We start from the raw sequence: 23,422 nt of genomic DNA, 5'->3' as shown, positions 1-23,422 counted from the left end.
ACGATAAGGAGAGAGCGAAGATGGCCAAACGTATCCAGTTCAGCGCCCACGGCGGCCCGGACGTGCTTGAGTACGTCGAATACCAGCCGGCCGAGCCCGGTCCGCAGCAGGTTCGCATCAGCAACAAGGCGATCGGCCTGAACTTCATCGACACCTATTATCGCAGCGGGCTTTACCCGCCACCGGCGCTGCCATCGGGACTCGGTGCCGAGGGTGCCGGCGTGGTCGAGGCCGTCGGCGCGGACGTCACGCGCTTCAAGGTCGGTGACCGCGTGGCCTATGGCAGCGGTCCGCTGGGGGCCTACAGCGATGTGCATGTGTTGCCCGAGGCCAATCTGGTCCACTTGCCCGAATCCATCAGTTTCGAACAGGCCGCCGGGGTGATGCTCAAGGGCCTGACCGTGCAATACCTGCTGCGCCAGACCTACGAGCTCAAGGGCGGCGAAACCATCCTGTTCCATGCCGCCGCCGGTGGCGTGGGCTCGCTGGCCTGCCAATGGGCGAAGGCCCTGGGCGTGAAGCTGATCGGCACCGTCAGCTCGGCGGAAAAAGCCGCTATCGCAAAATCCCACGGCGCCTGGGAAGTGATCGACTACAGCAAGGAAAACGTCGTACAGCGTGTACTGGAATTGACTGACGGCAAGAAGGTCCCGGTGGTGTACGACGGCGTCGGTAAGGACACCTGGCTGACCTCCCTGGATTGCACGGCTCCCCGTGGCCTGGTGGTGAGCTTCGGCAATGCCTCCGGCGCGGTGGAGGGCGTGAACCTGGGGATCCTCTCGGCCAAGGGCTCGCTGTACGTCACCCGCCCGACACTGGCGACCTACGCCAATAACGCGGAAAACCTCCAGCACATGGCCGATGAGCTATTCGCCATGATCGCCAGCGGCAAGCTTACCGTGGATATCAACCAGCGTTATCCGCTGGCGGAAGCGGCCAAGGCCCATACCGAGTTATCGGCGCGGCGCACGACGGGGTCGACCATCCTCCTGCCTTGATCGAGAGGTCGCTAAAAGAACCTGTGGGAGCGAGCCTGCTCGCGAAAGCGGTCTATCAGCCAACATTGATGCTGGCTGACTTGACGCCTTCGCGAGCAGGCTCGCTCCCACAGTTGATTGTGCGCTGATAAAAAATCAGTCCGGCCGCACCACCTTGCCGGTCGCCAGGTCACGGATCACGCTCGGGTTCCGGCGCCCGCCCAGGTTGCCGCCCAGCACCAGGTCGATCTGCCCGCGGAAATACTGCTCCACGCGGATCCGCGTGCGTGCCGCCGGGCGCCCCTGAGGGTTGGCCGAGGTGGAGACAAGCGGGCCGACCAACGAACACAGGTCGCGCACGATCGGATGATCGCTGACCCGTAGCGCGACGGTGTCGTGCACGCCGGTGATCCATTCCGGCAACAGGTTCTGGTGCGGGACCAGCCAGGTGTTCGGCCCAGGCCAGGTGCTGGCCATGCGATCCATCCAGGTCTCGGGGAAATCCTCGAACAGGAAATCGAACTGGTGGATGTTATCGGCCACCAGTATCAGTCCCTTGTCGGGCAGTCGGGACTTGATCGCCAACAGACGCTCCACCGCATCTTCGTTCCACGGGTCGCAACCCAGGCCCCAGACCGCTTCGGTTGGATAGGCAATCACCGCCCCGGCGCGAATTTCTCGCGCGGCTTGTTGCACACGCCAACTGTTGACCATGAAAGATTCTCCGCAACGCAAATAAGGCTGTGCGCAGTTTACCGATCTTCCTCATAAAACCTAGCGAGCAAACCAGCGTCCATGCTCGCACGCAGCCCTTCCGTCCATTTCCAGGTCGGTCAGTGCCGCCAGGACCTTGGACAAGCCCCAGCCGCTGGCGTCGGCCAGGGCTTCGCTGGTCTGCGGCGCGGCGTGCAGCAGGCGCAACAGCGGATGCGTCACGGGGACAGGTTCGGCGGCGAAGGGTAAGCGTTGCCAACCGCGTAGCGCTTCGAGGATGTGCTCCACGGTTTCCACCAGCGCCGCGCCGTCACGGATCAGTTGATGGCAGCCCCGGGCGCCGGGATGGTGAATCGACCCCGGAATGGCATACACCTCACGACCCTGTTCCGCCGCCAGGCGCGCGGTGATCAGCGAGCCACTGGCGACGCTGGCCTCGACCACCAGCACGCCAAGGGACAACCCGCTGATAATCCGATTGCGGCGCGGGAAGTTGCTGGCGTGGGGTGGCGCGTCCAGGGGGAACTCCGACAGTACCGCGCTGCCTTGGGCGATCATCGCTTCTGCCAGCCGACGATTGCGCTGTGGATAAAAATTTTCCAGGCCCGTGCCCAGCACACCGATTGTCTGCCCGCCGACATCCAGCGCAGCCTGATGCGCGGCCGCGTCGATACCCAAGGCCAGACCGCTGGTGATGACAAATCCAGCTCCGGCCAGGCTCCGGGAAAATGCCGCCGCGGTGTCCATGCCGGGACGCGAGGCGCGACGACTGCCGACCATCGCCAGTTGCGGCTTTTCCAGAATCGAGGTGTCGCCGGCAACGAACAGAAGCGGCGGCGCGTCGCAGATCTGCGCCAGCAACGCCGGGTAGTCGGGCTGGTCCCACATCAATAGATAGTGGGCCGAACCCTCTAGCCAGGCCAGCGCGCGGGCCGCGCCGTCACGAATTTCCGGCGCGCGTCGGGCCTCGGCGCACTGCGCGGGCAACCCCAGCGCTCGCCATGCGCTGGGCGGGGCGCTGATGGCTTTGGAGGCCGAGCCGAAGGCTTCCATGAGGGTCATGAAACGTTTGGGTCCCAGTTCCGGCAAGCGATGCAAGCGCAGACGGGCCTCCAGTTCCGCGGGCGGAACCGAAGCGGATTCAGGCAATGGCATGTGATCAATCCTTGATCGTCATAAGCCCCGTACAAACGGGAACAAGTTGTGGATAACTCTGTTGGTAACTTGTGAGACCCGTTACGGATTGCGCACCTTGTCGAGGATTGCCAGCGAGCGCGAGGCGTACAGCACCAGGCCATAACTGAGCTTGTCGTAGGTGCGGAACACCATCAGCAGGCCGGCACGTTCGTCGGGGATCTTCACAGGGGCGCCAGTGATGCGGTCGCGCACTGTTTCACCGGTCTTCATGACCGCCAGAACGTTGCCTTCGGCCAATCCGTCACGGCGCCCCTTGTTCAGGGTGACCACGTCCATCGCGCCGATCTGGGTCACGCCCCGGGGCACATCGAGGATCAACCCGTTGATGTCCGATTTTGGCGCGCTGGGCATGAAGGTCGAGTTGATCGAGCGTTCTTCGCCGCTGAACAGCCGATCGCCGAGGCGCACCTCCTGCGTGGTGCGCTGCAGGGCCAGGGTGGTGACGTCGCCTTCGGTGGCGACGATCTCGCCGCTGCCGATGTCGTCGGCATTGATCCCGAGAAATTCCTTGGTTTCGGGGTCGGTGTAGACTTTGCCCTGGCGGAAGATGCCGTAGGCCGACTGGCTCGCATCGAAGGTGCCGCGGGCGAAGATCCGGTCGCCGGTGCCGCTGAGCACTCGTTCGGCATCGCCTGCGACGACGTAGGGCGCCTTGTTGAAATCCTCCGCCGTGTCGACGATGCGGTTGCTCAGCAGGAAGCTGTTGATGGCCTGGAGCGGGATGCTCGGAATGGCGTCTGCCACCGGCGAGCTGCGGATTCGCGGCGACAGCTTGATGGTGCCGCGCGAGGCCCCGCGATTGAGGGTCAGCCGCGGCTGGCCGTTGACGTAGACCAGCGACAGGGTGTCGCCGGGGTAGATCAGGTGCGGGTTTTCAATCTGCGGGTTGGCCTGCCACAGCTCGGGCCATTTCCAGGGTTCGCGCAGGTATTTACCGGAAATGTCCCACAGCGTATCCCCTGGAACCACCGTGTATTGCTGCGGAAAACCTTCCCGAAGTTGCACTTGCCCGTGCGCGATACCGGCCGAGGCCAGGAGCAGCAGGGCGAGTAGTGATTTCCTCATGCGGTGAATCCCTTTATTATGTGCGTTCGCGTAAAACGCCAGAGCCCCCGTGGCTCGCTCCGATTCAAGGAGCAACGTTTTACAACGGTAGCCTGCATTCCAAGACACGCCAGGCCAGCCACCCGACCTTACTTCACACGTGCATTTATCAAGCTTATGGCCATTTTGAACATTCTCGAATTTCCGGACCCGCGCCTGCGCACCATCGCCAAACCGGTGGCCGTAGTGGACGACGAAGTGCGCCAGTTGGTCGATGACATGTTTGAAACAATGTATGAGGCGCCCGGCATCGGCCTCGCCGCGACCCAGGTCAACGTGCACAAGCGCATCGTTGTAATGGACCTCTCCGAAGACCGCAGCGAGCCGCGGGTGTTCATCAACCCCGAGTTCGAAACCCTGACCGACGAGATGGAGCAGTACCAGGAAGGCTGCCTTTCGGTGCCGGGCTTCTACGAAAACGTCGACCGTCCGCAGAAGGTCAGGATCAAGGCCCTGGACCGTGACGGCCAACCTTACGAGCTGATCGCCGAAGGCCTGCTGGCGGTGTGTATCCAGCACGAATGCGACCACCTCAACGGCAAGCTGTTCGTCGATTACCTGTCTAATCTCAAGCGTGACCGGATCAAGAAAAAACTGGAAAAGATTCATCGCCAGAACGCTTGATGCCCTTCTTCAAAGGCTTGCCGCGGCAAGCCTTTTTCTTTTTGCGATTGCTTTGTAATTGAGAGCTTCCCATGACTGAGCCACTGCGCATCGTCTTTGCCGGCACCCCCGAATTTGCCGCTGAACACCTCAAGGCCCTGCTGGCCAGCCCTCATGAAATCGTCGCGGTCTATACCCAGCCGGATCGCCCTGCCGGTCGTGGACAGAAACTGATGCCCAGCCCGGTCAAGCAACTGGCTCTGGAGAATGGCCTGCAAGTGTTGCAGCCCCCGACGCTGCGCGATGCGAAAGCCCAGGCCGAACTGGCCGCGCTGAAGCCGGACTTGATGGTGGTGGTCGCCTACGGCTTGATCCTGCCGCAAGTGGTGCTGGATATCCCGCGCCTGGGCTGCATCAACAGCCACGCTTCGCTGTTGCCGCGCTGGCGCGGTGCGGCGCCGATCCAGCGCGCCGTGCAGGCCGGCGATGCCGAGAGCGGCGTGACCGTGATGCGCATGGAGGCCGGCCTGGACACGGGGCCGATGCTGCTCAAGGTGAGCACGCCTATCGGCGCTGAAGACACGGGTGGCAGCCTGCATGATCGCCTCGCGCTGATTGGCCCGCCGGCCGTGGTCGAGGCCATCGCGGGCCTGGCTGCCGGCACGCTGCAAGGCGAAGTGCAGGATGACAGCCTCGCCACCTACGCGCACAAATTGAACAAGGACGAAGCCCGCATCGACTGGAACCGCCCGGCCGTTGAACTGGAACGCCTGGTGCGCGCCTTCAACCCTTGGCCGGTCTGCCACAGCACGTTGAACGGCGAAGCCGTGAAAGTCCTGGCCGCCAGCTGCGCCGAGGGGAAGGGCGCGCCGGGAGAAATCCTCGGCGCCAGCAAGGACGGCCTCATCGTCGCCTGTGGCGATCGGGCGCTGTGCCTGACGCGCCTGCAATTGCCCGGCGGCAAGGCACTGGGCTTCAGCGATCTGTTCAACAGCCGCCGTGAGAAATTTGCCCTCGGCACCGTCCTCGGCCAAGCGGCGGACGCTTCATGAATCCGCGTCTGGCCGCCGCCAAGGCACTGGCCGCCGTCCTCGGCGGCAAGGCTTCGCTCAACAGTTCCCTGCCGACCCAACTGGACAAGGTCGAAGACCGTGATCGCGGTTTCACCCAGGACCTGGCGTTCGGCACCGCCCGCTGGCAACCACGGTTGTCGGCCCTGGCGGCCAAGCTGCTGCAGAAGCCGTTCAAGGCGGCCGATGCCGACGTCGAGGCGTTGCTGCTGGTGGGGCTCTACCAGTTGCTCTACACCCGCGTTCCGGCCCACGCCGCCATCGGAGAAACCGTGGGCTGCGCCGACAAACTGAAAAAACCGTGGGCCAAGGCGCTGCTCAATGCCGTGCTGCGCCGCGCGCAACGGGAAAGCGAAACCCTGCTGGCGGAACTGGAGCATGACCCGGTGGTGCGCACTGCTCATCCGCGCTGGCTGCAGAAATCCCTGAAAGCCTTCTGGCCTGATCAGTGGGAAGCCATCTGCGCGGCCAACAATGCCCATCCGCCGATGATCCTGCGGGTCAATCGCCGCCATCACACTCGCGATGCCTACCTGGCATTGCTGGGCGAAGCCGGCATCCCGGCCGTCCCGTGCCAATACAGCCGCGACGGCATCATCCTGGAAACCCCGGGCGACGTCCGTGCCCTGCCAGGTTTCGCCGACGGCTGGATCAGCGTCCAGGACGAAGCCGCGCAGCTGGCCGCCGACCTGCTGGAACTGGCGCCGGGCCAACGGGTGCTGGACGCCTGTTGCGCCCCGGGCGGCAAGACCTGCCACATCCTTGAAGCCGAGCCGAAACTGGCCGGTGTGGTGGCGGTGGACCTGGAAGCCAAGCGCCTGGTGCGGGTGAAGGAAAACCTCGCGCGCCTGGGCCTGGATGCCGAGCTGTTCGCCGCCGATGGCCGCGACACCGCCGCCTGGTGGGACGGCAAGCCATTCCAGCGCATCCTGCTGGACGCGCCTTGCTCGGCCACTGGCGTCATCCGTCGCCATCCGGACATCAAGCTCACCCGTCAGGCGGACGACATCGCCCCATTGGCGCAACTGCAAGGGGAACTGCTCGACGCCCTGTGGCTCACTCTCGAAGTCGGCGGCATGCTGCTGTACGCCACATGCTCGACCTTGCCGACCGAGAACACCGACGTGATCGAAGCATTCCTCGCCCGCACGCCGGGTGCACGGGAGTTGGACATCGCCACCCAGGCCGGCATCAAGCAGCCCCATGGCCGCCAGTTGCTGGCCCAGGAGGGCGGGCATGACGGGTTCTATTACGCCAAGTTGATCAAGATTGCCGCCGCACGCGGTTAAACCGATTCGATAGGAGTGGCTGGATGAAAATCATCATCCTCGGTGCAGGGCAAGTCGGCGGTTCGCTGGCGGAACATCTGGCCAGCGAGGCCAACGACATCACCGTGGTCGACACCGACGGCGAGCGCCTGCGCGACCTCGGCGACCGTCTCGACATCCGCACCGTGCAAGGGCGTGGCTCCTTGCCGACGGTGCTGCGCCAGGCGGGTGCCGACGACGCCGACATGCTGGTGGCCGTGACCAACAGCGACGAAACCAACATGGTCGCCTGCCAGGTCGCCCACACGCTTTTCCACACCCCGACCAAAATCGCCCGGGTGCGTGAAGCAGCCTACCTGACCCGCGCCGACCTGTTCGACAACGAAGCGATTCCGGTGGACGTGCTGATCAGCCCCGAGCAGGTGGTGACCAACTACATCAAGCGCCTGATCGAGCATCCCGGCGCGTTGCAGGTAATCGACTTCGCCGAGGGCAAGGCCCAACTGGTGGCGGTCAAGGCTTACTACGGCGGGCCGCTGGTAGGCCAGCAACTGCGTCAGTTGCGCGAACACATGCCGAATGTGGAAACCCGGGTCGCGGCGATTTTCCGCCGTGACCGACCGATCCTGCCCCAGGGCGACACAGTGATTGAAGCGGACGACGAAGTCTTTTTCATCGCCGCCAAGGCGAATATTCGCGCAGTCATGAGCGAAATGCGCCGTCTCGACGAGAACTACAAGCGCATCGTCATCGCCGGCGGCGGGCAGATCGGCGAGCGCCTGGCCGAAGCCATCGAAAGCCGTTACCAGGTCAAGATCATCGAGATGAACCCGGCGCGCTGCCGCTACCTCTCGGACACGCTCGACAGCACCGTGGTGCTGCAAGGCAGTGCCTCGGACCGCGACCTGCTGCTGGAAGAAAACATCGCCGATGCCGACATCTTCCTCGCCCTGACCAACGACGACGAAGCCAACATCATGTCCTCGCTGCTCGCCAAACGCCTGGGTGCGAAGAAGGTCATGACCATCATCAACAACCCGGCCTACGTCGACCTGATCCAGGGCGGCGACATCGACATCGCCATCAGCCCGCAACTGGCAACCATCGGCACCTTGCTCGCCCACGTGCGCCGCGGCGACATCGTCAGCGTCCACTCCCTGCGCCGCGGCGCGGCCGAGGCCATCGAAGCGATCGCCCATGGCGATGCCAAGTCGAGCAAAGTGATCGGCAAAGCCATCCGCGACATCGGCCTGCCGCCCGGCACCACCATCGGCGCAATCATCCGCGACGAACAGGTGCTGATCGCCCACGACGTCACCACCATCCAGACCGGCGACCATGTGATCCTGTTCCTCGTGGACAAGAAGCACATTCGTGATGTCGAGAAGCTGTTCCATGTGGGGTTGAGCTTTTTCTGAGCCAGCGTTTGGGGTGAGGCTACTGGCCTCATCGCGAGCAGGCTCGCTCCCACCAAGGGCCGTGTTGTTCACAACGTCTGTGAACGCTGGAGATCCTCTGTGGGAGCGAGCCTGCTCGCGGAAGCTATCCAGCAGCCAACCGCTCAACCCCTGACCCAACCGATAAGGACGCCCCCATGCTCGACTCCCTCGAAAAAATGCTCGCCAAGGGCGTGGACAACTCCCTTCTCCGCTTCGGCCTCGGCAAAGGCTACCTCGACCTAGGCGAATTCCCCCGCGCCGCCGAACACCTCCAACGCTGCGTCGAATTCGACCCCAAGTATTCGGCGGCCTGGAAACTATTGGGCAAGGCTCATCAAGGCCAAGGCGATGTAGCGGCGGCCCGCCAAGCCTGGGAACAAGGCCTTGAAGCCGCCCGGGCTCATGGTGACAAGCAGGCGGAGAAGGAAATGACTGTGTTCCTCAAGAAACTGGGTCGCCATTCCTGACTTCACCGCTTTCGTGGCGAGGGAGCTTGCTCCCGCTTGAGTGCGAAGCACTCACAAAAAAACCACCACGTTCTCACCACCAGCCCGCCAAACAGCCAACACACAAAAACCTGTGGTGAGGGGACCCCGCTGGGCTGCGCAGCGGCCACAAATAGTCAACGCAGTCTGTCTGATGTACCGAGATATCAGCATCCAGGGCCGTTTCAGCCACTTTATGAAGTAGATGCAGCAGCTTTAACAAGCTCTAATGCCTAGCACTCTTTCTTATGCCACTCGTCGCGATGAGGAGCGCTTAATGCAATTTCGAGGTTTTACGTTCGGCCACATTGAGGTCGAGGTCGAAGGACGTGCCCATGACCTACATAACTTCTATGCGGTCAGCGCCATTAACTATGTAGCGCTAGAGCGGATACTTACGCTCAGGTTTACTCGGCACACCGAGGACTGGGTACCACCAGAGGAAGCTAGACAGATCACCGTGACGTTCCATGAGGTGAGCTATTTTCGTGCCGAAGGGCGCGATCCGGATTTGGTCGAGGACGATTGTGTACTTCATGCAATTGGCACCGTGGAGCCTGATGCCGAGACGGAAAGTTTTTACCTGTCGGATAACATTCCGGCAGATCAGCACGTAGTTGTGTGTTTTGCGTCCGGGCTGACATTACGGATTCAGGCGGAGGAAGCCAGGTGTGAGATTGATTTCTAGGCGCCTGCTGTGGCCGATTTTTGAATGTCGTCACCGGCAGAGAGCGGCCAGCGACCATTCCTTGCGCCAGCCAAACGGGCTACGTACGCTCTGATCAGCGCTAAGGGGCCATTGGAGGTGCATATGGAAAGCGATGCAGCATTGGAAATCGAGATGGCTGCTTACGATGAGTTTCTGGTTCAGTGGAATCAAGACGCCTTCCCGCAACAGAGGCTCGGTCAGGCTTTCTACAACTTTTTCAACCTCCATAAGCTTGCGGATCAGACATTGCTGACCGACCTCTATGAGGCTGATGGTAAAAAAGCTACAGCCTTGATCTCCCGAGCTTTCAAATTTAGGTAGTAGTCGACTAACTGGCGAGAACGGCCGATAGGATTGGACTGCACCGAAGTTCTGTTCGAGATTATCAACCTGCTAGTTGGATACGGGCTCACCTGTAATCGGACTGTCTGATAACGTCTGCCGCCGTTTCCGTGTCCCGTTTTCGCACTTCGTTATCACATATTCCCAAGGTCACCATGTCCATAAATCTTGATGAGCTACTGAAAACCGTAGACGACGAACAATCATTCATCGGCTTCATTGAGGCTCTAGGTATGGATTTCGCCGAGGAGCGTTTGCTGGAGAAGACCTCTCCATCGTCTCCCTATGGGCCGGGGGCGTTGGGATGGGAAAACGGCTCTATTGATACCTTTCTTGATGCTGCCGCAGCATGGGCGACGGCCAGCTCACGGAGTTCCCCTGCAAGTGCTAGTAGCTCAAACGTATGGCAACGCTGTGCGGCCATTTTGCTAGCTGGTAAGTTTTATGAGTGAGACCAGGCATTATCGACTTATGCTGTTTTAAACCGCAGATCCTGAACTGCTCGGCCGCGTTTCACACGGCCTGGGTAGGAAGCTGTTGCTTGCGGACGTGGCCGATGGCCGTTTGCAGCCTATGATCAAAAAGGGAAAGATTTATTTTGCTGGAAATAAATCTGTCCCCTTTTCCCCTGCATTGGATGTATAGACATTGAAATTACTTCACCTCAATATCTAACACGCTACCTATTTAATCACTATCTAAGTGTGGCAAGTTAACAAAATATCGCTAGCAATAAAAACAGCGACCGTTGTATTAACCCGAGATGCTTAAATATTTAAGGGGATCACCGGGTGTTACGACTTTTCGTGCCTGATGCAGGCTCTTGTTTCTCATTAGAGTCACGAACAATAAAACTGACGGAACTTTCAAGTCTCAGCCCAGATCTAATTGACTCGGGCCATTCTTGCATGGCTTGTTGAGCTTTGATGACCTGCTGCGCCAATACACTTGACTTTTTCATGTTCCCCGCTCCGTATTCAGTCTGCTGAGAGTTTAACATCTAGTTTCGCAAGAAGGTTTGGAATTTCACGACCGACTATCAGTTGCTCAAGCTGAAGGTAGGTGTCGATATACCGAACGATACGGGGCTGATGACCCATTTCCCGCCAGTCTACGGCCCTCCCATCGTCATCTTTACGCGGCCGACTCGGCTCAAAAATTTCTTGATACTGACGTGGGGCAATGCCTTGGAACGGCTCAAAATTCACTTGGGTTCTCGATGCGGTCGGGGCATCAATGCTAATCGAGTCCTGATGTAACTGCTTGGCTTTGCTCTTCGGATACGGCTCGATATAAACGACACGCTTGATACCACTCGCCACAATATGCCGAGCACACATATGGCAGGGAAATGTCGTGCAGTACAACGTCGCCCCAGCGACGGACACCCCTAAGCGTGCGGCTGACATCAGCGCAGCCATTTCAGCGTGAACGCTCCTGCCGAACTCTAGAATATTCATTATCCTACTATTTTTAAGTATTTTTTTGTCTGTCCCGGAAATCAAATTTTGTACCAGTGAGCTAATATCTTTTTCTATTGCCTTGGCGGAAAGCAAGCCATTTGTATTTAGGCGCTCGAGCATTTCTCCCAAAACCTGTACCCGCTCGTCTGCCATTGAGTCGACACCTTTTTGGAAATCACGAGCGTCATCTTTATCCCCCGGCCAATACAAATCGCCTCCGGACTTAGGGACGTCGTTGCATCCTACTGCGATAATATCTCCCTCTGGTTTCAAGATAGCAGCACCGACTTGTCGGTTTAGATCTGCTGACCGCAGCGCGGCAGATCTAGCGTGATATATGCCATGCTCGTCGCGTGAGGGTGTGAGGAAGGAATTCCCAAATATAAGTTGTAGAAAACGACCTATTTGAAAATCTATGGTTGATTTGTTCCTCCCGTCAACAAAAAGGTCAGCTAAGGGAAAAGCATCTTTTACATCTTGGCCGAGAGGGACGCTTTCTTCCTGTTCATCCTTTTGAACTAACGCCTCGGCAATGGCACGTGGGTTAGTTCCCACTCCAAACTGGGATCTGCTTATTTTTTCAGATAAGGCGGTTACGCGGACATCCCGAGGTGAGTAGACCGAAATAAGAAAAAATCCTTTTCCATACACGGCCCGGAGCATTTCAACTTCTTTAGGATGCTTCAATGACCTCAAAATAAACGCGTGTCTTGAGGGCTTTCCACCGCTGTGGTCATCTCGAAGTTGGCGGATTGCTGCTAATCCCAGCATCGCTACTGCGGCGCCCTCGTTACCCTCAACCCTGAGTCTCGTTCCCGCGTCCATGAGCGCAGTTATGCGTTCAGCTTCAGGCTTCGAGTTGTGAAAAATATCAAAAAAGCTTTCTATTTGTTCGCTGAGCCTCACGACATGAGGAGTGTACTCGAGGCCATTAAGCTGGCTTTTCAATACCGCGATAACGGGGTCAAGGTTTACGCCAATCGGCCCTACTAACCCAAAGACCAGTTCGGGGTCTTTCTTGGGAGTTAAAGAGGAGACCTCCACTTCGGCGGGCGAGCCCTGATCAAGTTTTCGCCGATTTCGGCTTCTGCCTCCTGTGGATTTTTCGGCCATCACATCACCAAATTTTTAGTTTTATCGGTCTGAAGAATGCGTCAAAGGAGAGCAGGATGACTTATCGGTTCACGGCGCCTGTGTCTCCAACCTTTACCTTAGCTAGTTTTTCTCAAATATCCTGTTGCCGGAAGGCGAATATCATCGGCTGAGAGATTCTTTCGCTTCGGTGCTTCCAAACCTCGAAAGCACTCAGTCATGAACGGCTGCTACCGGCCGAGGCTGTGTAAAAACGGTTTTCAGCGCGATTGGAGCCCAGTGCTGGACTGAAAATCGCATTTCTACGCAAAATCCAGATCGGCTGAGCAGCCGATAATTTTCAGAATTCGCATAGACGCGCAAACTTCAATTTTAACGAAGCGTTTTTTACACTCTTGGTCATAAGTGGTCAATTACGACAAGCAGAGTCAACCTGATAGCTTACGTCCAACATCAATATCACCCTAGAGGAGGGTAAAGTTACGGAGAACCCGGAATGGGGGATACGGTGCAAAATGATGAGTCCAATTTGCCAAACCAACTTGGATTGGCTATTGAACGCGTGACCGAAGTGGATGGCCAGGATCAGGGGGGAGGTATCCCTCCCCCCATCAGCCTAGGAAACAAATCTGTCTAAAAGACCGTTAGCAATAAATGCTAGCGCCCAAAGACTGACTTCCACCTGTACCGCTTTTGTCTGCAACTTGAACATGGCAAAAGCCCTGCGAAGTGCTGACAGCGCTGCCAACTTTTAAGGGTTGGTTATTTATAAAGCGCCTTGCCGGGCGCTTGCTTTTGGCTTACCGCGAATGGCCGCAAGCATCGGCTCCAGTGTCTGAGGTATCCGATCGGCACCGCCGGGAACGGGCTCGTACACAATCACCTTAAGCGGCCTGACGGGGTCGCAGTCAGAGGAGTCACCCCCCTAAGACGTCCTGGCTTAGCGAGGATCGCCCTAATTCAATCCTACCCTAGGAAGCTGAGTTAGAGCGCGAAATTTCACAACCCTTTAAAATATATGGAAACGCACGTATCCGCCTCCCACTGAAACACCTCGAGAAAGAAGCGATATAGATTTTTCTCCTGCTCTTAGCGTCCACTTCTGGCCGTTTACGGTCATTCTCGAAGGGCAGAGGCAAACAGAAACCCGGCGCAAAACGCCGGGTTTTTTCATCGGCAAACCCTTACCTACCGCCGCGGCTCAACATTATCCAATACCCTATCCGCCAACAACGAACTCAGCTCAATCAACTGCTGAATCCCCAGCGCCACATGACGCCTCGACCCATCCAGATCAAACGCCAGATCACTCACCATCGCATCAGCCGAAGCCAGGGTTTCGCTGAGGTTGGCGAGCAGGCATTCGTTATCGAGGCCTTCCACGACGGTGTATAGCTGCCCCGGTTTGAGGTCGTCTTGGGATTTTTCCGGTTTCGGTTCGGTGGTTTCGTCTTGCTGCTTGGCTTTGGATTTTGCGGAGGTAGAGGTGGAACCTGCCTCTGGCTGGTTCGGAGTTTCTTTGAACATGTTCACGTTTCCTTTGTTAGTAGCCGCTACCGTCTCGCTACTAAACGAAAGGGAGGCAACTGTGCGCAAGTTAGTAGACCGGTAGGAAAACGGAAAACCCGGCGCGCCCGAAGGCGCCATGCGCACAGCCACCATCGAGTGAGGGCAATGCCCGACTGATGAGACTCATGCGACCGTATCCTTAACCGGGCTACTAAACCCGACCACTGATGGGCAGTGGCAGGACGACAATAGAACCCAGGAACTAGGCGCACAAGCCGGCGGATTCTGGCGTAGTTGTAGGCAAAGGCGCAAGGATGCGTGGGTTGCCGGAGGGGCGGCGGTCAGGGTCTGTAGGCGCGAGACTACTTGTGATGCGGGCGGCTTGTTTTGCTCGGGAACCGTGGTGTTTTCTTCGCGAGCAGGCTCGCTCCCACAGGGAGCTGCGTTGGGCTGGGTATTCGGTTTGACACAATCTCTTGTGGTGAGGAGCTTGCTCCCGCTGGTCTGCGCAGCAGGGCCCCTGCATTTCTTCAGGCAAACCGCATTGGCGGGTTTTGCGACTGCTGCGCAGTCGAGCGGGAGCAAGCTCCCTCGCCACGGGGGGCTGATCAAACCGCTTTCCCTATCTTTATGGCAACGTGGCCGTTGCTTATAGATAATCCATCTGCGAATCATTAGCATTAGTGACATCGAATTCCGGTTTTCCCGCAGGTGCTCGCTCCATGCCATTTCCATCCCGCCTTACGTTGCTTGCCGCGTGCTGCTCAGTCAGTTTTCTTATCCAGGCCGCAGAACCTATTGAATTGGGAGTGACCGACGTTACTGCCGATGGGATCAAAGCCAATTCCAACACGCTGCCAGCGCCCTTTGCGGGCGGTCAGGTGGCGAGGGGAGGCCGGATGGGGGTGTTGGGAAATCAGGACAACATGGATGTCCCCTTCGTGATGACGAGTTACACCTCGCAGCTGATTGAAGATCAACAAGCCGAAGACGTGGGTGATGTGCTGCTCAATGATCCGTCGGTGCGTCAGTCCTATGGGTTTGGTAACCAGTCCCAAGTGTTCGTGATTCGCGGCTTGCCGCTTAGCGGCGACGACATTTCCTACAACGGGCTGTATGGCGTTTTACCGCGCCAGATTCTGTCGACGGATGCCATCGAGCGTGTCGAGGTGTTCAAGGGCCCCAACGCGTTTATCAACGGTGTCAGTCCGACGGGTTCGGGTCTTGGCGGTGGCGTCAACTTGCAGCCCAAACGCGCGGAGGATGTCCCGACTCGTCGTTATACGCAGGACATCAGCACCGATGGCCGCGTTGGCGAGCATTTGGATATCGGGCAGCGATTCGGCGAGGATAACCGCTTTGGCGCCAGGTTGAACCTGAGCCAGCGCGAAGGTGAAACAGCGATCGACGACCAGGATCAGCGCACCAAGTTGTTCGTTGCGGGCTTGGACTATCGGGGTGATGACTTCCGCGTTTCCACCGACTTCGGGTATCAGAAACAGCGTATCAATGGACTGCGCAATTCGGTGAACATCGGCAACGCCACCCGCATACCCACGGCTCCGCACGCTAGCCACAATTATGGACAAGACTGGACTTACTCGGAAACCGAAGACACTTTCGGCATGGTTCGTGGCGATTGGGATCTGAACGAAAACTGGACCGCCTACCTGGCTGGCGGTGTGAAGCACACCCGAGAAACCGGGGTCTACGCCACACCGACATTGGTAGGCAATAACGGCGTAGCGACGATCGGTGGCTCGGAAATTCCGCACAACGAAGACAATACCTCGTTCAGTGGCGGGTTGAACGGGCGCTTTGACACGGGCCCTGTTTCCCATCAGGTGGCTATTGGCGGCTCAACGATCTGGACCGAGCAGGAAAACGCCTACACGTTCTATCGTCCCGTTACCGGCAACAGCAATCTCTACGACACCCCGAAGCTTCCCAAACCGACAGCGGTGTCCAGCACTGGCGGTGAAATGGGCGATCCCGGCGTCACCGGCAAAACCCGCAACCGTAGCCTGGCGATTTCCGACACGTTGGGCTTGTTCGATGACAAATTGCTGGTCACTTATGGTGTACGTCGTCAGCAGTTGCGTGTCGAAAACTACAAGTACGATGGCAGCACCTCAAACGGTGCCGCCAACGCAGCAAACGATGGCAGCCGTAGCTCGCTCTACGAAGAAGCCGTTACCACGCCTGTCTACGGCATCGTCTACAAGCCTGTGGAAAGCGTGTCGCTCTACGCCAACCGAATCGAAGGCCTTGCAAAAGGGCCGGTGGCGTCCGGTACAGGCATCACCAACCTGGGCGAAGCCTTTCCCCCTGGCCGCACAAAACAGTTGGAAGCGGGCATCAAGCTGGACATGCAAACCTTCGGCGCCAACGTGGGTGTTTTCCGCATCGAGAAACCTTCCGATGGTTACGTCGACAACGCGCAGAGGCTCTATGTGCGCGATGGTGAGCAGGTCAACAAGGGACTGGAGATCAGCGTTTTCGGCGAGCCCATCGAAGGCCTCCGCTTGATGGCCGGCGGCACCCGCATGACGTCCGAACTCAAGAAAACCGCGGGCGGCCGCAACGATGGCAATCACGCCATTGGCGTGCCGACGTTCCAGCTCAATGCCAGCGTGGATTGGGATGTCCCGGGTATCGAAGGCGCCGCTCTGAGCGCAAGGATGTTGCGCACCGGCGGGCAATACGCGGATCAGGCCAACAACCTGAGCTTGCCCACCTGGAACCGTTTCGACGCTGGCGCACGTTATAAAATGAAGTTCGCGGAGAAAGACCTGACGTTGCGCGTCAACGTGGAAAACATTACCGATAAGAACTACTGGGCCTCGGCAAACGGCGGCTACCTCTCGCAGGGTGATCCGCGGTTGGTGAAGTTTTCGGGGACTGTTGATTTCTGAGTATTCATCTGAGGAAGGCTTGGAATATTGAGACTAAAGAGGGGACGTCCAACCCCCGCTAGCCTGCGCAACAGACCTCTGCATTTCTCCTGGCGGGCGGATTTAACATCGGAAATAAATCCGCCCCCTCATTGCCAGGGCAGCAGACGGGCCAATCTCTTAGCGGAAGCTCAACGTCTAACTTTAGTTTTTGCAGACGTTGTAAACCTGATTTTGGTCCATTAATTCAACGCGCTGCCCATACCCAGTCATCATAGCGAGCTTGCGTTCAGTGATCCCGGTTGGCTGATAGGGCTTTCCTTGGGCATCGATGTGAGGACGGAAGCCGGCGGCTGTCATCTCATCGATCAGCTTTTTTCGTAGGGGGACGTCAATAAGCCCTCTGTTGTTGCCGGTAGTAAGAAATACGGGGCGATCGGCTTTCAATAACCACACCGGCTGCGCGCTTATATCACCCTTGAAAATGTACATGCAGTCAGTTGAGGCGCTGGTGAATTCAGCCTGGCGAACGTAATGGCCTTTCTCATACCCGACAAGCGTGAGTAAGCCGGGTTGGACCAGCGCTAGTGTATCTACCGTATCCACACCTTCCTTTTGAACGCCATACTCAAAATAAGACCATTTCAGAGGGAGCATTACTGACGGTAAATGCTCCAAGTGAAGATCTTGTTTTATGCGGGCTAAATCTTCAGATGATTCATAGGGAACTGCAGTGCTGCAGGCAGCGATCAGCGCGGCGCAGCTTCCGGCTAGTAGGATATTTAGGAGTTTCACTGTCACTCTCCATGTGTCCAAAAACATGTGTCGGCATTGACCAACTGAATGGGAGGCCGATGCTATCAGAAAGGCGGCAGGCTTCATGTTTAAAGCCTTTCATTTTGACCGTTTTTTTCTCGTTATCACGGGCCACTTCAAGTCTTTGGCTACGCTTCTCGGTGACCGCTTCTGGCCCAGGCTGTATAGAACCGAAAAGGAACGGGCTTCAATACCAGCCCGCCGAACAGCCGACACGACCTGATTGGCTGTTCACTGACCGACTCCACAACTACTCCATCCAGCAAGACGAAATGATTTGAATCCAACACGCCCGTTATAGAGAATCGCCACCTTTTACCTCGAAAAGGAAACGAGCGATGAAATTTGAAGGGACTTTCCAATACATGGGCAATCACGGGATCGTTTTCAACGTATCCCAGATCACCCTCACCGACAGCGAACGTGGGCGCCTGCGCGAGCTGCATTTTGGCGAGGCAAAAAAAGCCCACTATGAAGTCAACAGCAAGGTCGTCGAGGTATACGACAAGATGCAGGCCAGGGGCCTGCCTTGCGTGATGATGATCGGCATCTCCAAGCCGCTGACTCGACAACAGGGCGATGCCCTCAACGCCCAGCGCACCACGATCGCCAACCTTGCAACCACGGCCTCCACTGCCGCCGCCAAGGCCGGGGCCCCCTATTACGTGGCGGCATCTGTAGGGGCCGGTGTGCGCATGTATGCCAATGAAATCCTGCCCACCTACCATGCTGGAGATGTCCTGGTCAGCATTGAGGCGCAGGTCAACGGCGGTATCGGCCCGCAACGCACCCTCTCGACATTGATCATCAAGACCTGACCGGAGACGTACATGTCCGAAATTACTCAATTGGTCATTGCCTTAGTGGTGTCCTTTCTGCTTGATCGATTCCTCAAACCCTATCTGCTACGCAAGTGGCTAGGCGTGGCGTTGGTGGCGGCGGGTGCGGTTGGCTGCTTTTTGGCAGGTCAGAACCGCTTGTTGGGGTTTGATCTGGGGTTGCTGTCGGCTTTTGCCGTGGCGATAGGGATGGGGTTGTTCATGAAGCGGCGGCGGTTTGAGGAGGTTGGCTGAGAGGGCGTTTTGCAAGCGCCCACACCACCACCCCTCAACTCCCTTCATTGTTACAGCTGGCCGCATGCTTGAGATATGTCAGCGCTTTCTGCTCACCCATCGAATCAAGGTAGGTGATTTGTGCATTCACCAACCCGCAATTCTGGCTACTGTCTTCTGTCAGCGAGATCACTTTGTCGACGTCCAGGTGAGTACCGTAGGAATAGCTTTCGCCGGCCGCTTTGTCCTGGGCCAAGGCGGGTAACGCGCCGGCGCTCAGGGCAGTGATCAGGCAAGCAGTAGCGATGGTTTTCAGGTTCATGGTCGTTTCCCTTCAATGAGTTCGATGGCTTCATCGAGGCGATGCTTGTTGTCTCGATGGCGCTCATTAAAAGCCCGTGCGGTATCTCGGCTGTGTCGAAAAACGCCGTGGTTGGATGCGTTACGTATCTGAGGTGAATTGCGATACAGATCGATACAATCGCCACTGTTTTTGCTTGGCTCTGGCTTGATCCAGGGCTGGATAAGCTGAACGCACGGTGCGTAGCCAACCGGCAACACGGCATCGTCACACTGCGCAATCGATGCGCGCATTTCGGAGAGCAGGGCATGGAACATGTCGATCACGTATTGATCGTGGATGATGATCGGGAAATCAGGGAGCTGGTCGGCAACTACCTGGTGAAGAATGGCCTGCGCACCACCGTGGTCGCGGATGGTCGCCAGATGCGGGCCTTTCTCGAAGCCAACCAGGTCGACCTGATCGTGCTCGACATCATGATGCCGGGGGACGACGGGCTGTTGCTGTGCCGCGAATTGCGCGCCGGCAAGCATAAGGCGACACCGGTGCTGATGCTGACGGCTCGCAGCGACGAGACCGACCGGATCATTGGCCTGGAAATGGGCGCCGATGACTATCTGGCCAAACCCTTCGCGGCCCGGGAACTGCTTGCGCGCATCAACGCGGTGCTGCGGCGCACCCGCATGCTGCCACCGAATTTTGTCGTCAGCGAAAGCGGCCGCATGCTGAAGTTCGGCCGCTGGCGCCTCGACACCACCGCCCGCCATCTGCTCGATGAAGACGACACGCTGGTCTCGCTGAGCGGCGCCGAGTACCGGTTGCTGCGGGTCTTTCTCGATCATCCTCAGCGGGTACTGAGCCGCGACCAGTTGCTCAACCTGACGCAGGGCCGTGACGCGGACATATTCGACCGTTCCATTGACCTGCTGGTCAGCCGCGTGCGCCAGCGCTTGTTGGATGACGCACGCGAACCGCTCTACTTGAAGACGGTGCGCAACGAAGGGTACGTCTTTACCTTTGCGGTGGAAATGCTTGAGGAGCAGGCATGAAACTCGCGTTGCAATGGCCCCGCACGCTGGCCTCGCGGCTGTGGCTGGTGTTCCTTGTCGGCTTGATACTGGCCCAGGCCCTGACATTCGCAGCCCAGTACTACGAACGTTACGAAAGCACCAAGACGGCCATGTTGGGCAATTTCGAGCACGACACGGCGACCTCCATCGCCATCCTCGACCGTCTGCCGGCCGCCGAACGCCTGGAATGGACCAAACGTCTGCAGCGTCGCAACTATGACTATTTGCTGCGGGAGCACGACCCCGGCATTCCGCTCACTTCGAACGATCTCGCGGCGACGGCGGCGCAATCCCTTCAAGTCTCGCTGGGCCGCAACTATGACCTGACCATTGTCGAGATCCCTGGTCCACGCCAGCATTTCCAAGCTCAGGTGCGATTGGCTGACGGCAGCCCGGTGACCATCGATGTGCGTCCCTCGGTCAGGCCGTTGTCGCCCTGGTTGCCCTTTGCCCTGGTCGGTCAGTTGCTGTTGATGATCGGCTGCACCTGGCTTGCCGTGCGGATCGCGATACGCCCGCTCAGTCGACTGGCCGAGGCGGTCGAGAACCTCGACCCGAACGCCCATCCCGTGCCGTTGGACGAAACCGGTCCACGGGAAGTGGCCTACGCCGCCCGGGCCTTCAACAGCATGCAGGCGCGCATTGCCGCTTACCTGAAAGAGCGCATGCAGTTGTTGGCGGCCATTTCCCACGACTTGCAGACGCCCATCACGCGCATGAAGCTGCGCGCCGAGTTCATGGACGACTCGATAGAGAAAGACAAACTGGGCAACGACCTGAACGAAATCGAGCACCTGGTGCGCGAGGGTGTCGCTTATGCGCGCAGTGTCCATGGTGCGACGGAGACCAGTTGCCGCATCAGTCTGGATTCTTTCCTCGACAGCCTGGTGTGTGACTATCAGGACACCGGCCGCGAGGTCAGCCTGCGCGGCCAGAACGGCGCGATCATCGAGACAAGGCCCCATGCCCTGCGGCGTGTTCTGGTGAATCTGGTGGATAACGCGCTGAAGTACGCCGGCACCGCCGAGGTGGAAATCCACGGCGATGCGAGCACGGGCGTTTCCATCAGTGTGCTCGACCGAGGGCCGGGCATTCCCGAGGAAATCCTGGCAGAGGTGGTCAAGCCGTTCTACCGGGTGGAAAGCTCACGCAACCGCAGCTCTGGCGGCACCGGCCTGGGGCTTGCCATCGCTCAACAGTTGACCGTCGCGATTGGTGGCTCACTGAGCCTGCGCAACCGCGACGGCGGCGGTCTTTGCGTGACCCTCGACTTCGGCGTCGATCAGTAGGCCGAGCTGGCTGCACGTCACGTGCAGCCGCTACTGCCGGATCATCGGCATGCATTTGTAAGCCACTGTATCCAGCGCATCTACATACGCAAAAAAACGCATAACGGCCGGGTGTCGAACATTTCCGGTATACATGCCGCTGCAAGAATTCTCCCCATCAACTCGCCATCGGATCCCCCGAATGGCGAGCCCTGACCTAAGGAGATCTTGCGATGAATACCCAGTCCCAACGCGCTCAAGCAGCCAACCCAGCCCAGGCCGGCAGCTATATCACCACCCAGGACGGCGTACAGCTGTATTACAAGGACTGGGGTCCGAAAGATGGGCCAGTCGTCACCTTCAGCCATGGCTGGCCGCTGAATTCGGATAGCTGGGAATCGCAGATGCTGTTCCTGGCGGACCAAGGCTATCGGATAATCGCCCACGACCGCCGCGGCCATGGCCGTTCCAGCCAGTCGTGGGAAGGCAACGACATGGATCACTATGCCGATGACCTGGCCGCTGTGATCAACGCCCTGGACCTTAACGACGTGACCCTGGTGGGTTTCTCGACCGGTGGTGGCGAAATCACCCGCTACATCGGCCGCCACGGCACCGACCGGGTGAAGAAGGCCGCCCTGATCAGCGCCGTTCCGCCGATGATGCTCCAGACCGAAGACTACCCAGGCGGCTTGCCGATCGAGGTGTTCGACGGCCTGCGCAAGGCCTCGCTGGACAACCGCTCACAGCTGTATCGCGACATTGCGTCTGGGCCGTTCTTCGGCTTCAACCGCGACGGGGCGAAAGTCTCCCAAGGGCTGATCGATTCGTTCTGGGTGCAGGGCATGCAAGCGGGCCACAAAAATACCTATGACTGCATCGCGGCGTTCTCGGCGACGGACTTCCGCGCCGACTTGGCCAGGTTCGATGTGCCGACACTCATCGTGCATGGCGACGATGACCAGATCGTCCCGATTGACGCCTCCGCCCATGCCGCCGCCGAGCTGGTGCAGAACGCCGAGTTGATCGTCTATCCGGGTGCGCCGCACGGCCTGACCGACACCCACAAGGACCGCCTAAACCAGGATCTCTTGGACTTCCTGGCCAAGTGAACCCATCGCTGCGGCGTCACCCCTCTAATCAATGAAAAAAGGAATGATCATGCTCACTATCAAATCGCTGTTGGCCGTCACCATCACCGCTGCGCTGGCACTCACATCCGTCCAAAGCGCAACCGCCGCGCAACCCGATGCCGCCAAGCCCACCATCGTGCTGGTGCATGGCGCATTCGCCGAGTCGTCCAGCTGGAATGGCGTTGCCGCCCAGTTGCTGACCCAGGGTTATCCGGTCGTTGCCGCGGCCAACCCGCTGCGCGGCGTGAAGCAGGACGCCGATTACGTCGCGGACATCGTCGAGCAAACCGCCGGCCCGGTGATTCTGGTGGGTCATTCCTACGGCGGCGCCGTGATCACTAACGCCGTGCACGACAATCCCAAGGTCAAGGCACTTGTCTACGTCGCGGCCTTCGCGCCGGACAAGGGCGAAACCGCCATCGAGCTGTCCGGTCGCTACCCTGGCGGCACCCTTGGCCCGACCTTGGCTGCTCCGGTGCAGTTGGACGACGGCAATAAGGATCTCTACATCCAGCAAGACAAATTTGGCCAACAGTTTGCCGCCGACGTCGCAGCGGCTGACTCCGCGCTGATGGCCGCGACACAACGCCCCATCAGCGAGGCTGCATTGAAGGAAGCGTCTGGCGAACCGGCCTGGAAAAAATTGCCGTCCTGGTTCATCTACGGCTCGGCGGACAAGAACATCCCCGAGGCCGCCTTGAAGTTCATGGCCGAACGCGCGGGCTCGAAAAAGACCGTCACCGTTCAAGGTGCGTCCCATGTGGTGATGACGTCGAATCCGGGGAAAGTTGCGGAGCTGATTGTTGAAGCGGCGCAGGCCAGTTCCAAAGGATGACCGCGTAAAGTGGGGCGACTGACCTAAAAGCCTCATCCGTTTGTCTTCGAGAAGAACCAAAAACCCGGCACAGGTGGCCGG

The 23,422-nt window shown here is 58.6% G+C and carries 25 protein-coding genes; 16 read left to right on the top strand and 9 right to left on the bottom strand.

What is annotated here, in order from left to right; translation table 11 throughout:
* Window positions 1–20: 20 nt before the first annotated feature.
* Window positions 21–998, top strand: coding sequence for an NADPH:quinone reductase (locus M1E16_RS27490; RefSeq protein WP_458128854.1), 978 nt, complete (start codon window positions 21–23; stop codon window positions 996–998).
* A 135-nt stretch (window positions 999–1,133) separates the two neighbouring features.
* Here M1E16_RS27490 and M1E16_RS27485 read toward each other — a convergent pair whose 3' ends face one another.
* The 3 genes from M1E16_RS27485 to M1E16_RS27475 all read right to left on the bottom strand — a co-directional run bounded on the left by M1E16_RS27485 (window position 1,134) and on the right by M1E16_RS27475 (window position 3,953).
* On the bottom strand, window positions 1,134–1,691 hold the full coding sequence (locus M1E16_RS27485) for an L-threonylcarbamoyladenylate synthase (RefSeq protein ID WP_305497800.1): 558 nt from the start codon (window positions 1,689–1,691) through the stop codon (window positions 1,134–1,136).
* A gap of 60 nt (window positions 1,692–1,751) precedes the next feature.
* Entirely contained in the window at window positions 1,752–2,846 is a 1,095-nt protein-coding gene (gene dprA, locus M1E16_RS27480) for a DNA-processing protein DprA (protein WP_458128853.1), read from the bottom strand.
* 81 nt (window positions 2,847–2,927) lie between these two features.
* Window positions 2,928–3,953 (bottom strand): LysM peptidoglycan-binding domain-containing protein, encoded by a 1,026-nt coding sequence (locus M1E16_RS27475; protein WP_458128852.1) that lies wholly within the window; start codon window positions 3,951–3,953, stop codon window positions 2,928–2,930.
* A gap of 156 nt (window positions 3,954–4,109) precedes the next feature.
* On the opposite strand from M1E16_RS27475, the gene def reads away from it, so the two are divergent.
* The 8 genes from def (at window position 4,110) to M1E16_RS27435 (ending at window position 10,360) form a co-directional block, all read left to right on the top strand.
* Window positions 4,110–4,616: a peptide deformylase gene (gene def, locus M1E16_RS27470; RefSeq protein WP_434570796.1), complete on the top strand. Its 507-nt coding sequence runs from the start codon at window positions 4,110–4,112 to the stop codon at window positions 4,614–4,616.
* A 71-nt stretch (window positions 4,617–4,687) separates the two neighbouring features.
* Window positions 4,688–5,647 (top strand): methionyl-tRNA formyltransferase, encoded by a 960-nt coding sequence (gene fmt, locus M1E16_RS27465; protein ID WP_458128851.1) that lies wholly within the window; start codon window positions 4,688–4,690, stop codon window positions 5,645–5,647.
* The gene (gene rsmB, locus M1E16_RS27460) at window positions 5,644–6,954 is read left to right on the top strand and encodes a 16S rRNA (cytosine(967)-C(5))-methyltransferase RsmB (protein ID WP_458128850.1); all 1,311 of its coding nucleotides are present in this window, start codon (window positions 5,644–5,646) and stop codon (window positions 6,952–6,954) included. The genes fmt and rsmB overlap by 4 nt, the downstream gene beginning before the upstream one ends.
* A gap of 23 nt (window positions 6,955–6,977) precedes the next feature.
* The gene (gene trkA / locus M1E16_RS27455) at window positions 6,978–8,351 is read left to right on the top strand and encodes a Trk system potassium transporter TrkA (RefSeq protein ID WP_305497805.1); all 1,374 of its coding nucleotides are present in this window, start codon (window positions 6,978–6,980) and stop codon (window positions 8,349–8,351) included.
* Between the two features lie 176 nt (window positions 8,352–8,527).
* Window positions 8,528–8,839, top strand: coding sequence for a tetratricopeptide repeat protein (locus tag M1E16_RS27450; protein ID WP_458128849.1), 312 nt, complete (start codon window positions 8,528–8,530; stop codon window positions 8,837–8,839).
* A 295-nt stretch (window positions 8,840–9,134) separates the two neighbouring features.
* Complete coding sequence (locus M1E16_RS27445) at window positions 9,135–9,545, top strand: hypothetical protein (RefSeq protein ID WP_458128848.1); 411 nt, start codon at window positions 9,135–9,137, stop codon at window positions 9,543–9,545.
* 123 nt (window positions 9,546–9,668) lie between these two features.
* Window positions 9,669–9,887, top strand: a complete 219-nt coding sequence (locus tag M1E16_RS27440; protein ID WP_458128847.1) for a hypothetical protein — start codon at window positions 9,669–9,671, stop codon at window positions 9,885–9,887.
* Window positions 9,888–10,063: 176 nt separating this feature from the next.
* A complete protein-coding gene (locus M1E16_RS27435) occupies window positions 10,064–10,360 on the top strand; it encodes a DUF7660 family protein (protein WP_458128846.1) in 297 nt (98 codons plus the stop codon).
* A 332-nt stretch (window positions 10,361–10,692) separates the two neighbouring features.
* Here M1E16_RS27435 and M1E16_RS27430 read toward each other — a convergent pair whose 3' ends face one another.
* The 3 genes from M1E16_RS27430 to M1E16_RS27420 all read right to left on the bottom strand — a co-directional run bounded on the left by M1E16_RS27430 (window position 10,693) and on the right by M1E16_RS27420 (window position 13,990).
* The gene (locus M1E16_RS27430) at window positions 10,693–10,869 is read right to left on the bottom strand and encodes a hypothetical protein (RefSeq protein WP_223588973.1); all 177 of its coding nucleotides are present in this window, start codon (window positions 10,867–10,869) and stop codon (window positions 10,693–10,695) included.
* Window positions 10,870–10,885: 16 nt separating this feature from the next.
* Window positions 10,886–12,484: an anti-phage dCTP deaminase gene (locus M1E16_RS27425; protein ID WP_458128845.1), complete on the bottom strand. Its 1,599-nt coding sequence runs from the start codon at window positions 12,482–12,484 to the stop codon at window positions 10,886–10,888.
* Between the two features lie 1,167 nt (window positions 12,485–13,651).
* The gene (locus tag M1E16_RS27420) at window positions 13,652–13,990 is read right to left on the bottom strand and encodes a DUF6124 family protein (protein WP_458128844.1); all 339 of its coding nucleotides are present in this window, start codon (window positions 13,988–13,990) and stop codon (window positions 13,652–13,654) included.
* A gap of 704 nt (window positions 13,991–14,694) precedes the next feature.
* On the opposite strand from M1E16_RS27420, the gene M1E16_RS27415 reads away from it, so the two are divergent.
* A complete protein-coding gene (locus M1E16_RS27415; RefSeq protein ID WP_458128843.1) occupies window positions 14,695–16,887 on the top strand; it encodes a TonB-dependent receptor in 2,193 nt (730 codons plus the stop codon).
* A gap of 183 nt (window positions 16,888–17,070) precedes the next feature.
* Here M1E16_RS27415 and M1E16_RS27410 read toward each other — a convergent pair whose 3' ends face one another.
* On the bottom strand, window positions 17,071–17,661 hold the full coding sequence (locus M1E16_RS27410) for a hypothetical protein (RefSeq protein WP_458128842.1): 591 nt from the start codon (window positions 17,659–17,661) through the stop codon (window positions 17,071–17,073).
* Between the two features lie 359 nt (window positions 17,662–18,020).
* Here M1E16_RS27410 and M1E16_RS27405 point away from each other — a divergent pair, with 359 nt between their 5' ends.
* The gene (locus tag M1E16_RS27405) at window positions 18,021–18,500 is read left to right on the top strand and encodes a hypothetical protein (protein WP_458128841.1); all 480 of its coding nucleotides are present in this window, start codon (window positions 18,021–18,023) and stop codon (window positions 18,498–18,500) included.
* Between the two features lie 12 nt (window positions 18,501–18,512).
* Complete coding sequence (locus tag M1E16_RS27400) at window positions 18,513–18,755, top strand: hypothetical protein (RefSeq protein WP_458128840.1); 243 nt, start codon at window positions 18,513–18,515, stop codon at window positions 18,753–18,755.
* 34 nt (window positions 18,756–18,789) lie between these two features.
* Here the strand turns inward: M1E16_RS27400 and M1E16_RS27395 are convergent, their stop codons facing one another.
* Both M1E16_RS27395 and M1E16_RS27390 read right to left on the bottom strand, forming a co-directional pair.
* A complete protein-coding gene (locus M1E16_RS27395) occupies window positions 18,790–19,056 on the bottom strand; it encodes a DUF2790 domain-containing protein (RefSeq protein WP_458128839.1) in 267 nt (88 codons plus the stop codon).
* The gene (locus M1E16_RS27390) at window positions 19,053–19,361 is read right to left on the bottom strand and encodes a hypothetical protein (protein WP_458128838.1); all 309 of its coding nucleotides are present in this window, start codon (window positions 19,359–19,361) and stop codon (window positions 19,053–19,055) included. Before M1E16_RS27390 ends, M1E16_RS27395 begins: the two co-directional genes overlap by 4 nt.
* On the opposite strand from M1E16_RS27390, the gene M1E16_RS27385 reads away from it, so the two are divergent.
* From M1E16_RS27385 to M1E16_RS27370, 4 genes are all read left to right on the top strand, one after another.
* Window positions 19,344–20,084 carry a response regulator gene (locus tag M1E16_RS27385; protein ID WP_018600898.1) on the top strand — a complete coding sequence of 247 codons (741 nt, stop codon included), beginning with the start codon at window positions 19,344–19,346 and terminating at the stop codon, window positions 20,082–20,084. The two genes, M1E16_RS27390 and M1E16_RS27385, sit on opposite strands and share 18 nt — an antisense overlap.
* Window positions 20,081–21,394 (top strand): ATP-binding protein, encoded by a 1,314-nt coding sequence (locus M1E16_RS27380; protein ID WP_458128837.1) that lies wholly within the window; start codon window positions 20,081–20,083, stop codon window positions 21,392–21,394. The genes M1E16_RS27385 and M1E16_RS27380 overlap by 4 nt, the downstream gene beginning before the upstream one ends.
* Window positions 21,395–21,606: 212 nt before the next feature.
* The gene (locus tag M1E16_RS27375) at window positions 21,607–22,485 is read left to right on the top strand and encodes an alpha/beta fold hydrolase (protein WP_458128836.1); all 879 of its coding nucleotides are present in this window, start codon (window positions 21,607–21,609) and stop codon (window positions 22,483–22,485) included.
* A 43-nt stretch (window positions 22,486–22,528) separates the two neighbouring features.
* Window positions 22,529–23,341 carry an alpha/beta fold hydrolase gene (locus tag M1E16_RS27370; protein WP_458128835.1) on the top strand — a complete coding sequence of 271 codons (813 nt, stop codon included), beginning with the start codon at window positions 22,529–22,531 and terminating at the stop codon, window positions 23,339–23,341.
* Window positions 23,342–23,422 lie beyond the last annotated feature (81 nt).

The sequence above is a fragment of the Pseudomonas sp. Z2-11 genome (assembly GCF_054161305.1).
The sequence above is the reverse complement of the archived record's forward strand: the minus strand, read 5'-3'. Positions and strand labels throughout refer to the sequence as shown.

Coding starts and splice junctions, on each gene's coding strand:
- M1E16_RS27490 (WP_458128854.1), top strand. CDS start 21: ATGGCCAAACGTATCCAGTTCAGCGCCCACGGCGGCCCGGACGTGCTT.
- M1E16_RS27485 (WP_305497800.1), bottom strand. CDS start 1,691: ATGGTCAACAGTTGGCGTGTGCAACAAGCCGCGCGAGAAATTCGCGCC.
- dprA (WP_458128853.1), bottom strand. CDS start 2,846: ATGCCATTGCCTGAATCCGCTTCGGTTCCGCCCGCGGAACTGGAGGCC.
- M1E16_RS27475 (WP_458128852.1), bottom strand. CDS start 3,953: ATGAGGAAATCACTACTCGCCCTGCTGCTCCTGGCCTCGGCCGGTATC.
- def (WP_434570796.1), top strand. CDS start 4,110: ATGGCCATTTTGAACATTCTCGAATTTCCGGACCCGCGCCTGCGCACC.
- fmt (WP_458128851.1), top strand. CDS start 4,688: ATGACTGAGCCACTGCGCATCGTCTTTGCCGGCACCCCCGAATTTGCC.
- rsmB (WP_458128850.1), top strand. CDS start 5,644: ATGAATCCGCGTCTGGCCGCCGCCAAGGCACTGGCCGCCGTCCTCGGC.
- trkA (WP_305497805.1), top strand. CDS start 6,978: ATGAAAATCATCATCCTCGGTGCAGGGCAAGTCGGCGGTTCGCTGGCG.
- M1E16_RS27450 (WP_458128849.1), top strand. CDS start 8,528: ATGCTCGACTCCCTCGAAAAAATGCTCGCCAAGGGCGTGGACAACTCC.
- M1E16_RS27445 (WP_458128848.1), top strand. CDS start 9,135: ATGCAATTTCGAGGTTTTACGTTCGGCCACATTGAGGTCGAGGTCGAA.
- M1E16_RS27440 (WP_458128847.1), top strand. CDS start 9,669: ATGGAAAGCGATGCAGCATTGGAAATCGAGATGGCTGCTTACGATGAG.
- M1E16_RS27435 (WP_458128846.1), top strand. CDS start 10,064: ATGTCCATAAATCTTGATGAGCTACTGAAAACCGTAGACGACGAACAA.
- M1E16_RS27430 (WP_223588973.1), bottom strand. CDS start 10,869: ATGAAAAAGTCAAGTGTATTGGCGCAGCAGGTCATCAAAGCTCAACAA.
- M1E16_RS27425 (WP_458128845.1), bottom strand. CDS start 12,484: ATGGCCGAAAAATCCACAGGAGGCAGAAGCCGAAATCGGCGAAAACTT.
- M1E16_RS27420 (WP_458128844.1), bottom strand. CDS start 13,990: ATGTTCAAAGAAACTCCGAACCAGCCAGAGGCAGGTTCCACCTCTACC.
- M1E16_RS27415 (WP_458128843.1), top strand. CDS start 14,695: ATGCCATTTCCATCCCGCCTTACGTTGCTTGCCGCGTGCTGCTCAGTC.
- M1E16_RS27405 (WP_458128841.1), top strand. CDS start 18,021: ATGAAATTTGAAGGGACTTTCCAATACATGGGCAATCACGGGATCGTT.
- M1E16_RS27400 (WP_458128840.1), top strand. CDS start 18,513: ATGTCCGAAATTACTCAATTGGTCATTGCCTTAGTGGTGTCCTTTCTG.
- M1E16_RS27395 (WP_458128839.1), bottom strand. CDS start 19,056: ATGAACCTGAAAACCATCGCTACTGCTTGCCTGATCACTGCCCTGAGC.
- M1E16_RS27385 (WP_018600898.1), top strand. CDS start 19,344: ATGGAACATGTCGATCACGTATTGATCGTGGATGATGATCGGGAAATC.
- M1E16_RS27380 (WP_458128837.1), top strand. CDS start 20,081: ATGAAACTCGCGTTGCAATGGCCCCGCACGCTGGCCTCGCGGCTGTGG.
- M1E16_RS27375 (WP_458128836.1), top strand. CDS start 21,607: ATGAATACCCAGTCCCAACGCGCTCAAGCAGCCAACCCAGCCCAGGCC.
- M1E16_RS27370 (WP_458128835.1), top strand. CDS start 22,529: ATGATCATGCTCACTATCAAATCGCTGTTGGCCGTCACCATCACCGCT.